The organism is Enterococcus sp. RTP21361st1_A6_RTP21361_211029, from assembly GCF_040910045.1.
In the GTDB taxonomy this organism is placed as follows: domain Bacteria; phylum Bacillota; class Bacilli; order Lactobacillales; family Enterococcaceae; genus Enterococcus_D; species Enterococcus_D gallinarum.
Genome location: NZ_JBDGBK010000014.1, coordinates 19,762 through 33,866, shown reverse-complemented (window position 1 = coordinate 33,866; position 14,105 = coordinate 19,762). Strand labels below are relative to the sequence as shown.

The following is a 14,105-nucleotide window of genomic DNA, read 5'->3' as shown; positions in this document are numbered from 1 at the left end:
ATGATTACATTAATAGACGGCACAAAATCAATTAGACTTGAAGAGTTTGATATGCGTCCTTTACGTAATCATACACGCCCTAGATCTGGTAAGATCACGCATCGTTCTCAACACATTGACGGTCGAATGGGTGATTGGTACTTTGGTGCTGAGATAGGACCGAAAACTTATGGGCTACAGGCCAACACATTGATTCAAAAGTGGGACAATTTAGAAGAGCGGTTAGATCAACTAACTGCTTTTTTATTTGATTCCAAGGGAAATCCTAAGCTTTTGAAATGCAAGTGGGATAATACCGGAAAGTTTGCTTTCGTACGCCTTGCGGAAGCTATTACTCCTGATGTATCAACTATTCTTGAAAAAATTCCTATTCAGTTTATAAATTATGATTCTAATGAATATGCTGAGGCAGATGCATACGATCTGGATCAACCTTTGAAATACGATGCTGGGAATGAGTATGGATCAAAAGCTTATCCCAACACGAAATCATTTGCTTGGAATATTGTTCCAAATCATTATGTTGGTATCGAAAATTATTCTTATCTTGATACACCAATCAAAATTACTATTAAAGGTACTGTAAAGGGTGGATCGATAAAACATTTAGAGTCTGCTAAATCAATTTCTTTTCCCGATGTAAGTAATGGAACAGTCATCATAGATACAGAAACTTATAACATTAGCGTAAATGGGTCCGATATTTTAGAATTTGACGGAGAATTTTTCGAAATGTCAGACGGTAGCAACGGATTTCAATTTAGCGCTGAACAAGCGAACGCAACGGTTACTTTTGAATGGTTACACAAATTTATGTAAGGAGGCGGTTGATAAAATGCCAATTCAACCAGTAAGCGGTGAGATAAAAGCTCAGCCGCTTAATGATAATTTTAGTTATTTAGATTCAAAAGTGGATCAAGTGAATGGAGGACCACGAGAGACATTTACAAGCGAGTCTGCCCTCAAATCCAAATATCCGAGTGGATCAAATTCGGCGATGCTTGTCACGGATGCAAACGGAGCAAACGGCTATCTCTATACTTGGAATGGTACAGCGTGGGTCAAAGGTCCGCTTTATCAGGCGGCCGGAATAGCTGATAAATCTGTAACTGCGACAAAACTAGCGGAACAGTTTAACAACAGAGGATTTGTTTCAACTGGTTTACTTAGCTCGTTAGTTTCAAGTGGTCTTTATATTATTAGTCCATCTGGAATATCTGATGCCCCAATTAGTGAGGCGGGAGTATTGGATAATAAGAAAACAGATGATTATCTAATACAACAATACATTCCTTTTAATACTCCAGATGTCGCCTTCACGCGGACTATTAGACCGAGTATCAATTTAGTTGCAGAGTGGAAAAAAATTGATACTAAACTAGATGATGGATCAGTCACACGCGTCAAATTAAGTCCTGATTTTGATGCAAAAGGGCATTTTCAGGACGCTGATCTGAATAGTTTGATCGATAGCGGCACATATCTATTAACTGGCACAACAACAAATATTCCGGTGGGGTTTAATGGCAGCTTATTGTTGACGGTGCAAAAAAATGGACAATGGATCCATCAGGCTCTGTCGTTGCTGCAAAACCCTAGCCAAAAAGCTTATCGCTATCATTTCGACACGGGAAATCTTTGGGGCGAGTGGGAAATTGCAAGTAATAAACCGCTGTCAGGCAAAGTGGTAGTCAATTTCGGAGATTCCCTTTTCGGCAATACTCAAGGAGCTTCGAGTGTTTCAAATGTCATCTCTAATGTGACTGGTGCAGTAGTTTACAACTGCGGATTCGGCGGATGTCGAATGGCTGGAGGAAAGGAAATTGAGGCCTGGCAAGCATTTAGCATGTTTAGACTTTCGGATGAAATCGTCAAAGAAAATGATGATCCCACAAAATGGAATCTGCAAGATGCAGCGGTTAATAATGAAAAATGGAACAACAAGCCTACTTATTTTGACAACACGCTTAGTGTTTTGAAGGGAATTGATTTTAATTTAGTAGACTTTATCACCATCGCTTATGGCACGAATGACTACACAGGTGGAAACTTAATAGACGATGAATCAAATCCATTAAACACTGACACATTTTCAGGTGCCTTAAGATATTCGCTTGAAAAAATTATGGCTAAATATAAACAGCTTAAAATATTGATCTGTACACCAACCTATCGCCTTTGGTTTAACTCAGACGGATCTGTAGATTCTGATTCGGATAGTAGAGATTTTGCTGGAACAGGAACTTTAACTGGATATGTAGATAAAACTAAAGATATTGCAAAAGAATATAAAATACCTCATTCGGATAATTATTACGAACTAGGGATCAACAGATTTAATGCATTAAACTTCTTTACGGTACAAGACGGAACGCATCACAATGCTATTGGAAGAAAAGTATTAGGAGAAAAGATTGGGAGCGTCTTGCAGAATATATAAATGGACTGGAGTAAATAAATGATTTCAATTTACAATTTAAGCCGAAAGAAGACTGCTATTCTAAGAAATTTTTATAAAGTCTCATATGAAAAACCAGTCAACCAAATATGGTCGGCTGGTTTTTATTTACCTGCAAATGATCCAGCAAGAAAGAAAATTGAACAGTTGCATTATGCTGAAATAAAAGATAAAGATGGAGAGTATATTGGTTTATTCCGCATCATGAATCGTACTACGACATTCGATTCAACTGGGAAGTATATCAAATATGAGTTATCTCATGTGCTATCTACTTTGATTGATTCGGCTATAGAGGGATACAAACAGACAGGGAAAGCATGGACTACAACAAAAGTTATCAATTGGATTTTGTCCTTTCAAAAAGTAAAGAACTGGCAATTAGGGCGGTGCGACTTTGACCGCCTTTTTGAATACTCTTTTGAGAACCAAAATGGTCTTGCGGATGCATTATTTTCTGTGACTGAACCATTTTCAGAGGAGTTTATGTGGACCTACGATACTACTTCCTATCCGTGGACGATTAATCTAATCAAGCCAGATACTAAACCAGTCTGCCGGATTCGGGAAGGATGGAATCTAAAAGATCTTTCTGTAGAAGAAAACCCGTTAAAGGTTGTAAATAAAATTTACGCTTTAGGCAAAGGGGATGGCATTAATAATCTTAACTTTAAAAAGATCAATGGCGGAAAAAACTATGTTGAAGATCCCCAAAGCCAAAGTGATTATGGATTGATCGAATATATCTGGAAAGATGAACGATTTACAAACGAGGATTCCTTACTAGCCTCGGCTACAGCAATGCTTGAAAAATTCAAGCGACCGATAGTTACTTGGAAAACGACAGCAGTTGATCTAACGAAGTCAATCCCAAGCAAATCAACTATCAAAATTCCGTCAGTGGATAAATTAAGGTCTGGGCAAGTGGTTCAGCTTTGGACAGAAATGTTCGGAGTCGTAAATCTAAGAATCGTCAACGAAAAGAAATCTGATATGTTTGGAGATCCTGGAAGTATTGATTTAGAGATAGGGTATATCGGGGAAACAGTGGCTACAACTCTTGCGGATCTTGAACGTAAAATGGAAATATCCAAACTTTCTAGTGTTGGGGCGACAAATAAAGATACTGTTACTTTCGCTGAGAACTGTGATGAGAATTTTCCTCTGAAAATCAAATTTTATTGTGAGGAGGAACTCAAAAGAATCAATAAAATATTACTTACTTATCAAACGGAAAAATACAGGGCCTATAGTAAAGCTACTAAAGGTGGAGGGGCAATAGTTTCAGGTGGTACAACTGCGGGTGGTGGTGCTTATGTGAGCGGATCATCTACTCAAAGCGGTGGCGGAACCACTGTTGGAAATACCTCGCAAAGCGGTGGAGGCAGCACACAAACAAGTAGTGCTAATGGGAGTCACAGGCATCTAATGTTTAGAATGGGTAGCAATGCACAAGCAATTAGTTCTGGTTTGGTTTACACGGCGGCACAAAGCTCAATTGGAGGCTCTCGAGGTGTAGTTCTATCGTCAAAAGACGGAGATCCACCCGGCGATTTATATACAGCAGAAGCAGCAGACAATCATTCTCATACTGTAAATATACCAGCTCATACTCACGATTTTAGTGTCACTGTACCAGCTCATTCACATCAATTTAATATCAATATCCCAAATCATACTCATGATTTTAAGATAGATATTCCTGAGCACACACACGAAATTGATTACGGTATTTGGGAAGATTCAAAAACTCCTTCAAAAGTGGAAGTGAAGATTGATAATAAAGTGGTCACTACATTAACAGGTACCAGTGCAGATCGATTTGATATTGTTGAGTTTCTCTATAACGATGATGGATTAGTCACACGAGGCTGGCACACGATTGAAATCAAACCTATAAGGGCAAGAGCAAGATTTGTCGGTCAATGTACAATATATGGATTTATAGGAGCCACAGACGGAGGTGAATTTTAATGAAGATACGCTATCTAGTTGAAGGCGAGTCCGATCCAAGAGAGGTTGAAGAACCTAGTTTCGATTTTGAAGAATATAAAAATATCATGATGGGGAAGATAACGGATGAACACGGTAATGCTCTAAATGATGTTTTTATAGGTAATCGATCTTACAAAAAGATTGCGATCAAATGGTTAGAAGTTTTAGAAGATCAGCCAGAATAGGGCTTTTTTAATAAAAGAAAAGGTGGTTAATATGGTGATTATTAATAATGGAATGTTACTGAACGAATTTCGTGGATTGTTAACAAATGGATATATTCAACTTTTTTTGTGGGTTGTAGTAGGTGATATTGTTACAGGTCTGTGTAAAGGGATTTTTGTGAAAGAGGCAAATAGCACAAAAGGGTTGTTAGGAATCGTTAAACACATGTTAGTTGTCTGCTTAGTAATTATTGCTTACCCATATTTAAAGATTATGAATCTTGAGACGTTTGCGACTGCATTCGTCTTTTTTTATATCGCAGTCTATGGGATTTCAATTACTGAGAACTTAGGTCAATTAGGTGTACCGATTCCAAATTGGGTCAAAGAAAGACTGTCAAAGTTACAGGATACAAATACTAATCCAAATGTTAATAGCAAAGGTTCAGAGAAGGATTATGGGGACGGACAAGAGTTCACAGAAAAGAAGGAGTAGCCAATCGGCTGCTCTTTTATTTCAGAAAGGATGATCAATGTGAGTTTCATCAAATACGAGTATATCAATATTAATGAGTACTCAAGACCAGGTATCAGGAATAACGGTATCGATGGTATCGTCATGCATTACACCGCCAACAATGGTGGGACTGCGAAAAACCATAAAGACTATTTTAATAATCTTAAAGGAAACTATGCTTCTGCTCAGTTGTTTGTAGATGATATTGAGGCAATATGCATCATACCTTTGAATGAAGTTGCGTATCACGCCAACGAAATCAGCAAATATAATTCAGATGGTTCTCGATACCGTCCGTTGTTTTCAAAGATTGGAAATGCCAATTACTCAACGATCGGCGTGGAAATGTGCTTGGATAAAAATGGCAATATCACAGAAAAAACTTTCCAGAACACTGTGAAAGCAGTCAAGGAATTAATTGCTATTTATCCTAATATAACTAGGGATAAAATTTGGCGGCATTTCGATGTGACCGGAAAGAATTGCCCGGCTCCATGGGTAGATAAACCAAGTGAACTGGAAAGATTTAAGAATGAAGTTTTCAGCAAGCCTAATGAAAACAGTAATACTGCAAATTCTGCAACAAAACCAAAAGAAGAAAAAAGGAGAGGATTAGCTATGTTTGTATACACACTAATTACAAAAGATGGAAAAGGTCAATTATGGGGTGTCAATGGAAATACACGGTTCCATTTTGCTACAACAGCCGAATATGAACACTATTTAAAGATCGTGAAAGCTAATGGCGGCGATACGACACGCACAAACAAATGGAAGGAAGGCAGTCCAGAAGTACGTGCGGTTGAATTGATGGCTCCTAATGTTTCTCAAAAGTAATAAAAATAGCCCGCTTCGGCGGTCTTGTGCATAGATCATATTCGTTTTACTTGCAGTAACCAACTTTATCCTATAGATTAGTAGGTGCGTGCAATACTCTACGAGGAGTATTAGGCGGTAATGCTTGGGGAAGTGTGCCTAGTACTCTTCGATTTTTTTATTTTAGCATTATTTCAATGTAATAGATATTGTTGATTAGAAAACCGTCATAAATTGGTTGAGTTTGATTAATAAAAGATGTATCTTATACTCATACCCAAAAAGTTTATTTTTCGTTTACTCTTTCGAGATCCACTCTATCATAACTAGGGTGGATTTTTTGTTGAAATAAAAACTATGTTCTTGTAGAATGGAATCATAGCCTTGACCGGGGCTATTTCTTTTTATATCTTTTTTCAGGCCCACTCTCCTTGAGGGTGGGTTATTTTTGAGCAAATGGTTTGAAAGTTTTGGAAATAGTTAATATAATCAAATCACCTTATAAAAAACTTTTTCATCTAATTGTGCCACTCCTCCCCGGGAGTGGTTGTTTGTCATTGAAATAAGAACTGATGTTTGGTATAATTAGAGCATAATCCTCATACGATTATATCTGCTATAGGAAGTCTAGGAAAACGCTTGTTTTTCAGGCTTCCTTTTGGTTTAATTAAATAAGCAGATATTAAATTATAGAGGAGAAGATAAGATGAGCACAAAAACAAAGACTATTCACTTTTTCAGGCTTGATATGTATAAACTGGATTTAGATGAAAAGGGAAATTCTGTACAAAGATTTCTTACAAGCCTTGAAAAAGAAATGTATCTAAAAGACTTAATTCAGAACAAGCTTTCAGACAGAAAAGCTATTCAGGTTGAAAAGTATAACTCAACTAGTGGAAATAATACGGCCACAGTGGAAATTGTGTCTGAAAATGAAAATTATGTTTTTGGCAAAATGGGTAAAGAACAAGACATAAATAATTATCAGTTGAGAAAAAATGAAACCTTGGCCTCTTCACCTATTACCAAAGGTCCTGATCAGTTTTTTGAAGCATTTTCTTATTTTATGATAGATAGAAGAACTTTTGCTGTCTCGTATATCATGGAAAGAAGTGCACCCAGTATTGTTTTTTTAGGAGACATGTTTACACAAGTTTTTAAAGAAACAGATAAATTATGGGGAATTACTCTGACAATTGTTTCAAAAGATTCTTTAAATAAATTGGCTGGAAAAGATATTATTGGGTTAATCTATTATGATGTGACAATTCCCAGAGGTTCGCATAAAGATGTTACTGGTATGAATGAAGAAGATTACGAGTTGCTACAAAACGAAAAACACACTAAAGTTCAAGTTAAGTTAGTAGCAGATAAGAGAAAAAAATCAATGTTTAAGACTCCGGATATGGCAAAAAAGTTTTTTTCTTCGATAGCCGGAAAAACCAATAACGTTACTGTAAAGGCTAAAGATGAAAATGAGAGTATCATGCAAGAATATCGTTTGTTTGATGATATAATGTCAAAAAAAGCATCGTTTATTTATGATTCAAGTAAGACGTCTGAAGAATTTGAGAAGACAATAGAGGACCAAATTTGGTTAAAGTATCAACAAAATAGACCTGAAATTTTAGAGTATGTTGGTTTTGAATGCGAAGAGGAGTGAGAATAAATGATTACAATTCAAAAAACATATCGAAGAAATAAATTGTCTTTGATTTTGAGTTGTATATTTGTTTTTGTCGCGTTTTTGTATTATTTATACTATGTTAAAGATCATATGGTGGAAGAAATCGTTCCAAATAAGGAGCTATTGTATAATTTACTTACAGTAAATACAATTTTTGCGGGGTTCGTATACAACATGTTAGGTAACATGGTAGAATTCTCCGCAAGAAAAGATATTAAAGAATTAGATGATGCTGGATATATAGACTCATATTTTAGCCCTATGTATTTTAGTTTATTTTTCTTTCTTGTTTCTATATTTATTGAGTTACTTGTTGTTTTTTTTAATATTAAATGGCAGCTAAGCATTCTACTATATTTACATCAAGCAACTAGTCTACTAGGTTTAACTTTCTTCGGTATTAGCACGCTTAAAATGCGCAAAATGATCAATAAGGTACGTAGAAAAATTTGATTAAAAATTGTAAAAAGGCCCAAGTATATTGTAGCGACCCCCAAACGTTAGATTTTTTGTCTAACATTTGGGGGTCGCTTTATGTGCTAAGATCTTTTTTTATTGCTTCAAATTCAATCATGATCTTCGTCTTGCCAATTACCGAATACTTCCGCACAACAAACTGATTCCGATCATTAAACTTACCAGCAACTACTATCTGCATTCCCTCATCCACATCTGCCAAGAAGTTCAAGCTATGAGCTGCAATCAAACAGTTTACATTATCCAGCGAGAACCGAACCAAAGGGGTCCTCGACATTTTCAACACTCGTATCTTCGAAACTACACCTTTCAATGACTTCATGATGATCGCCTCCATATGGTTGTATATAGTAATTAAAATCAGTTTTACCTAAAGTAAGTTTGACATAATGCTCAACGCAACGAGTTCCAAAAACCCACTCTTGAGACTCAGAGATCGAATCCGGAAATTCTTCTAAAAACTCAGAGTGGGAGATGTATCCTTGTTCATACTGACTGATTACATTCATGAGAGATCAAACCATTTCAATTCTCCTTGATAAAATTCTACATTTCGAATTTCCTCATATTCAACGAGAGTAGAATCAACGTAAATTCCTATTTCATTATGCCCAGAAAGGCGGCCTACAATGTCCGGCATGAATTTGTCATTCTGTGTATAGTTAAGCTGGACAGCAATCTTTTTATTCTTCAAAAGAGCCTCTTGTAAAAATTCTCCAATTTCTTCAATTTCCATTTCCGGTTTAGGTGGGTAAGTGTAAGCTCGTTCTTCTTCAACTTTATTTACACTTGTTGTATGTTCCGATAAAAAGAATCCAATCCATTTTAATTTTTTCCGGTCCTCGTAAGGTTTAATCATTCCCATAATTATCACTCCTCACGAAAAGTATACGAACGTTTGTTCGTTTTGTAAAGCGAACAGATCTTTAAATTGTAACGTGAGAACGAGTAGAAAAGATGAGAATTTCTGGTGATAGTTTCGGTGATAGCGAAAAGAAAATATCGAAATGATAGAAAAGAAAAATTAGAGGGGAAACGTTGATATAATGGTATTTTTAAAATAGAGAAATACTAGAAAAAGGGTAGAATGTATAAGAAAAACATGTTCGCATTGCTTGGCAAACCAGGCTTTGAAGAGCTTGCAAAAGAATTGAACGAACGTCTATAATTTATCGTTCTAACTAAAAAGAACCAGTCCTCCGATCATTCTTCTGAGGGCTGGTTTTTCATTTATATAAGCGGATGGTTCAGAATAAGGACGCTTATTCATTTAACCATAAAATGACCGTCACAATAGGGCATTAATTTGTGGTCTTTAGGAACAGTTAACCAATCAAGGAGTCATCAACGATTTTCCTTTAAACCAATCAATAATGCGACTGTCAAGAGACCAAAAATACATGTTTGGATTACTGGCATTCTGCTCATCTCCTTTCCTTTATGTTACTAGGACTTTCTGGAAGATGCACGAACACACCAGTCATAAGAAGCGAACGATTTTGTCATCTTGTCTGCGGAAATAAGTAGGTGCCAAATTTATCATAAAAGCGCTTGCATAAATCGGTATTTTTGTTATTATATTTTTAGAAAAGAAGTTCTGAGGTGGTAAGATGCTAGATATTGAAATTGGAAATGCCTATGTGTGTCAACCTATTGGGGCAAAAAAAACGCTAGTCGGTGTAATTGAGAAGCTGTATGAGCATACGGCTCTTGTGAAAGTGACCGATTATGAGATGGAGGATCAATCCATTGTATTGGAGTGCAATCAGCGGATGTTGGTAAAATTTGATAAGATTACCGCAGTGGCTGTGGCTTAATAAAAACAAGACTGGAACTCGCTAATAAAAATGTATTATGTCAGCATGCCGAAAAGTCAGCTTGTAGGCACTGATTCATCTTTATTGACTAGAGTCCAGTCTTTCTTTTTAGCTGGCGTGAATTAGCCGACGCCGATCACAAAGTTCAGTAGCTTATCTGAGTAAGTCATTTCATCGGTGGACTCACTGAGGGTTTGGTTCAAAATATCCATCCGATCGGTAATGATGCCGTCCACACCGTAGAACTGCATCCGACTGATCTCGGCATCATCATTTGGAGTCCAGACAAAGACATCTTTATGATCCGTTTTGGCAGATGAAACAAAGTTGCGGTTGATCGTACTATATTCCATCGTTAAAAAATCAGCACTTGTTAATGGAGGGCCAACGATGTTGAAGGGCATGATATACCCAGCAGTTAGTTCCGGAGCCTCTTGTTTCAATTCTTCCACTACATTATAGGTCAAGCTTTGTAGAATATGTTCATGTTCGGCTAGATTTTCACGGTAGCGTTCAAGGAATGAATGGACTAATGTTGTCGTATCTTTTCGTTGTGTCTTGATTTCTACTAGCAATTTCTGATTCAACGAATTCGCTAAGGATAAATAGTCATCAAATGTAGCAATCGGAGCCGTTTGTCCATTTTCAGAGACGGTTAATTTTTGTGCTTGTGCCAAAGTTGATTGCTCCGGTTTCTGATTGAAGCCAGTCAACGCTTTAAATGAAAAATCGTGATAAACAATGAAATGACCATCGCTAGTTTGTTGAACATCCATTTCAACGTAATCAGGATGGTAGTTCTCACTAGTGAAGCGCAGTGCTTCTAATGAATTTTGAACGCCTTGACCATTGCTGACGCCGCGATGCGAGATCGTCAATGGTCGAGTATTAGCGGCAGAGGTCAGATAATTCATGTTGTATAAACTTACTCCTACCCCGAAGAAGACGGCTACTACAGTAATCAAAGAGGCTTTTAGTCGTTGAAAATTTCTTGCTGGCAATGGTTCTTCACTGAACCATTGTGGTATCTCAGGTAAGAAACCTTCATCGTCCATAAAATCAACAATGATATAGAAGATGGCAACGGTAGACAAAATGATATTCAACAACAAAACGAGTTGAAGGAGCGTCATAATGAAGACTGCTGAATACAGCGCATAGTCAGCGAAAAGTTCTTCAATGATCGCTTGCAGGATAATCAAAAAAGTAAATCCTACTGTTGAAATGAATAAGATCGCGCCGCCAATAAAGACAAATTGGCCAACAATCGCAAAGAAACGGCGTTTCGTTGTCTGCAAACTTTCTCGAATGGCCTGTCGAAAAGGAAGGTCACGTAAGATCATTTCTGGTAAAGCAAAAATCACACGAATCCCTAGATAAATCAAAAGTAAGTAGCCAAGAACCACGGCTCCGATAATCAATACACGATTCGTAAAGATGAAATCCATGATAAAAGCAGGGATTTTCACTTTAGAGAGCAAATCTGAGTTAAAACTTAGCCCGCCAATTGGCAAAATCAAAAAGAAATAAAACAAGAAAAACAAAAAGGTCATGGGGCGTAATTTGCGAATTTGTAAAAATGTCATTCGCAACAGCTGTCGCAATCGGACCGGCTGCTTTTTCTTGATGAAATAGACACTCAGAAGCAGGAATGTAAACTCAAAAAAAACTGCTAATAAAATCAACAACAAGATTAGAGAGAGCGAGAATAGAACCATTGGATGCTCTGTAAAAATACTACCTATATTGTCGAAAGATAAATAGGCTAATCCCCCACGACGCAGGATAAATTTTGTTGAAGAAGAAAGCAGTGGGATAACCAAAAAAAGCAAGAAACCATGCATTAGCAGAACATCTCGAAAATAAGCATCGCTTGCCTTTAGAAAATCCCAAGTGTTGATCAAACTATTTTTTAGATATTTCATGTTGTTCATCCTAACTCTAGACTATAAAAAACCGAACTATCGTGTTTGATTCCTGTAATGAAAGGAATGACCACCATCTATAGTTCGGGAATTTCCTGTATTTATTTTTGCTATTAAGCCCGGCACTTAGCCGCCTAATAGCCCTGTTAAAAACGTACCGCCATAAATCAATGCCATACTATATAAGAAAATCGATAATGGTTTTGCCAATAAAATGATCAAAGTGAATTTCTTGACTGAAATATTCGTTAGTCCAGCCATTAAACACAAGGCATCATCCGGGGCTACCGGTAAAAAGATAGCAAGTGCAAAGAGTTTTTCAAATCGACTTTGGTTATCCAACCAGCCAATATATTTATCATATGTTTTATCACTGATCATACTGAGGATAAATGGTTTACCATATCTTCTGCCAAGCAAGAAGATGATCACTGAACCAATACTAATGCCAACATAATTGTAGACAAATCCAAGATATGGTCCAAAAATCAAGACGCCAGCCGCACTGGATATCCCACCAGGAATGATCGGAATTACAACTTGTAAAATTTGTAGCAGCATGAAGATGATTGGTCCCAAAATAACAGAGTTGCCTACCAAACCACGCAGTGCATTAATATCTTTAAAGACACCTAGATTAATGAAGTAAATCGTTAAGGCAATAGATAGCCCTAATCCTATAATTGATATCGTATTAATGATACGACGAGAAGTGGCGATACTCACAGACTTTCATCTCCTTTATTCGTTTCTAATTCCACTATACGTGGTGTAATTAGAAAAATCCAGCAAAATAAATGACATTCGTCAAACAAATTTGTAAGATTTGATACCCTTATTATAAAAGAAGAATAGCAAGAAGGCATTGTACTAAAGTCTGAAATAAGAAAAATTTAGCAATTCATGTACAAATTATCACGAGTGATCGATAGGCAAGTTGTTTTCATCTCTAGTTATTGCTTTCATTTTTTATATTTATTTCCTAGTTGTCTCCTCTTTATCAAGTCGTGCTCTTCGTTTGTTTTGCCAACTTGCGATGGTCTTTTCAACGACACTCGTCATCATAAACCCGCCCGCGATTGCTCCTGCAGTGATCAAAACAATCATGAGGTTTTCTAATCCCAAAAGGTTATCTCCCAAGGCAAATTCACGAACAGCTTTATAAGCCGGACCACCGGGGACCAAGGGAACTAAACTAGGAATATTGAAGATGATCATGGGCATTTTCTTGCGTCGTGAAAAAAAGATGCTGACACAGCCAACCGCAAAGGCAGCATAAAAATTGGCACTACCAATGCCATGACCCATTTCATGCAGCTGCCAATAAATCATCCATCCAACAGTTCCAGCGATCCCGGTTGCAATCAATGCACGTTTCGGTATATTTGTTAATATGCCAAAGGTGACGGTACTTAAAAAACTAAAACAGACATGAATCAAAATGGTCATGATAACCCCCCAAACAAGGTGAAGACTGTAGCGATTCCTACGCCGATTGCGGCTGCAGTAAAGATAGCTTCAGTTCCTCGCGCAGTTCCACTGATCAGATGGCCAGCTAGAATATCACGAAATGAATTTGTGATGGCCACTCCAGGAACTAACGGCATCACGGCACCAATGATCAGGTTGTCAACATTTCCCGCCAAGCCCCCGCGAACAGATAGGATCGCTAAGCAGCCAATCACTAAAGAGGCGACGAACATATCCAAAAAGCGGATATCGATCGCTTTTTTCACCCAGAGACCTGTAATGAACCCGATGCTGCCAATGAAAAAAGTAACAATGAAATCAGACCAATTGCCGCCAAAAATAATCATTAATGTACTGCTGACCACTCCAGCACTCAATACTTGTAACCAGAGAGGAAAGCTTGGTGTGACTTGATTGATCTCTTTAAGAGATGCATACAACTGCGGTAATGTGATCTGTTTTTCTGCGAACGACCGGGAAAGCCGATTGACGGCCACTATTTTCTCCAAATTGATCACACGATCATGAACATTTTCAACTTGAGCGTAGTGACTGCTTCGTAATCCCATAAAGATGCCTGTAGCGGTCACATAACTGATACTATTGGCTTCGCCAGCGTTAGCAGCGATACGATTCATGGTATCTTCGACTCGATAAACTTCGGAACCATTCTCCATCATGATTTTTCCTGCCAAGAGGCAAGTTTCTAACAATAACTCATCTGTTTCTTGCATTTTAACGCCTCTCTATCTTGAAAAGTAATCCTCCTATTAGTTTAC

General features: G+C 37.4%; 15 protein-coding genes. 9 read left to right on the top strand and 6 right to left on the bottom strand.

Features of this window, described 5'->3' with window-relative positions; genetic code table 11:
- From AB5Z52_RS04145 to AB5Z52_RS04110, 8 genes are all read left to right on the top strand, one after another.
- On the top strand, positions 1-819 hold the full coding sequence (locus tag AB5Z52_RS04145) for a phage tail domain-containing protein (RefSeq protein ID WP_170081375.1): 819 nt from the start codon (positions 1-3) through the stop codon (positions 817-819).
- Between the two features lie 16 nt (positions 820-835).
- Positions 836-2,440 (top strand): SGNH/GDSL hydrolase family protein, encoded by a 1,605-nt coding sequence (locus AB5Z52_RS04140; protein ID WP_368243633.1) that lies wholly within the window; start codon positions 836-838, stop codon positions 2,438-2,440.
- Between the two features lie 18 nt (positions 2,441-2,458).
- Positions 2,459-4,432 carry a phage tail spike protein gene (locus tag AB5Z52_RS04135; RefSeq protein WP_368243631.1) on the top strand — a complete coding sequence of 658 codons (1,974 nt, stop codon included), beginning with the start codon at positions 2,459-2,461 and terminating at the stop codon, positions 4,430-4,432.
- Positions 4,432-4,638: a hypothetical protein gene (locus tag AB5Z52_RS04130; RefSeq protein ID WP_142976839.1), complete on the top strand. Its 207-nt coding sequence runs from the start codon at positions 4,432-4,434 to the stop codon at positions 4,636-4,638. The genes AB5Z52_RS04135 and AB5Z52_RS04130 overlap by 1 nt, the downstream gene beginning before the upstream one ends.
- 31 nt (positions 4,639-4,669) lie before the next feature.
- A complete protein-coding gene (locus tag AB5Z52_RS04125; protein ID WP_368243629.1) occupies positions 4,670-5,113 on the top strand; it encodes a holin family protein in 444 nt (147 codons plus the stop codon).
- A gap of 30 nt (positions 5,114-5,143) precedes the next feature.
- On the top strand, positions 5,144-5,971 hold the full coding sequence (locus AB5Z52_RS04120) for an N-acetylmuramoyl-L-alanine amidase family protein (RefSeq protein ID WP_368243628.1): 828 nt from the start codon (positions 5,144-5,146) through the stop codon (positions 5,969-5,971).
- Between the two features lie 685 nt (positions 5,972-6,656).
- A complete protein-coding gene (locus AB5Z52_RS04115; RefSeq protein ID WP_368243626.1) occupies positions 6,657-7,613 on the top strand; it encodes a hypothetical protein in 957 nt (318 codons plus the stop codon).
- A gap of 6 nt (positions 7,614-7,619) precedes the next feature.
- A complete protein-coding gene (locus AB5Z52_RS04110) occupies positions 7,620-8,090 on the top strand; it encodes a hypothetical protein (RefSeq protein ID WP_368243625.1) in 471 nt (156 codons plus the stop codon).
- Positions 8,091-8,169: 79 nt separating this feature from the next.
- Here the strand turns inward: AB5Z52_RS04110 and AB5Z52_RS04105 are convergent, their stop codons facing one another.
- Together AB5Z52_RS04105 and AB5Z52_RS04100 are read right to left on the bottom strand one after the other, a co-directional pair.
- A complete protein-coding gene (locus AB5Z52_RS04105; protein ID WP_368243623.1) occupies positions 8,170-8,436 on the bottom strand; it encodes a hypothetical protein in 267 nt (88 codons plus the stop codon).
- Between the two features lie 183 nt (positions 8,437-8,619).
- A complete protein-coding gene (locus tag AB5Z52_RS04100; RefSeq protein WP_041120570.1) occupies positions 8,620-8,979 on the bottom strand; it encodes a hypothetical protein in 360 nt (119 codons plus the stop codon).
- Between the two features lie 745 nt (positions 8,980-9,724).
- On the opposite strand from AB5Z52_RS04100, the gene AB5Z52_RS04095 reads away from it, so the two are divergent.
- Positions 9,725-9,931: a hypothetical protein gene (locus tag AB5Z52_RS04095; protein ID WP_005472093.1), complete on the top strand. Its 207-nt coding sequence runs from the start codon at positions 9,725-9,727 to the stop codon at positions 9,929-9,931.
- A gap of 122 nt (positions 9,932-10,053) precedes the next feature.
- On the opposite strand, the gene AB5Z52_RS04090 is transcribed toward AB5Z52_RS04095, so the two are convergent.
- The 4 genes from AB5Z52_RS04090 to AB5Z52_RS04075 all read right to left on the bottom strand — a co-directional run bounded on the left by AB5Z52_RS04090 (position 10,054) and on the right by AB5Z52_RS04075 (position 14,060).
- A complete protein-coding gene (locus AB5Z52_RS04090; protein ID WP_096710918.1) occupies positions 10,054-11,856 on the bottom strand; it encodes a glycerophosphoryl diester phosphodiesterase membrane domain-containing protein in 1,803 nt (600 codons plus the stop codon).
- 126 nt (positions 11,857-11,982) lie between these two features.
- Entirely contained in the window at positions 11,983-12,582 is a 600-nt protein-coding gene (locus AB5Z52_RS04085) for a TVP38/TMEM64 family protein (protein ID WP_003127844.1), read from the bottom strand.
- 249 nt (positions 12,583-12,831) lie between these two features.
- The gene (locus tag AB5Z52_RS04080) at positions 12,832-13,305 is read right to left on the bottom strand and encodes a threonine/serine exporter family protein (protein WP_003127845.1); all 474 of its coding nucleotides are present in this window, start codon (positions 13,303-13,305) and stop codon (positions 12,832-12,834) included.
- Positions 13,302-14,060 carry a threonine/serine exporter family protein gene (locus AB5Z52_RS04075; protein WP_003127846.1) on the bottom strand — a complete coding sequence of 253 codons (759 nt, stop codon included), beginning with the start codon at positions 14,058-14,060 and terminating at the stop codon, positions 13,302-13,304. Before AB5Z52_RS04075 ends, AB5Z52_RS04080 begins: the two co-directional genes overlap by 4 nt.
- Positions 14,061-14,105 lie beyond the last annotated feature (45 nt).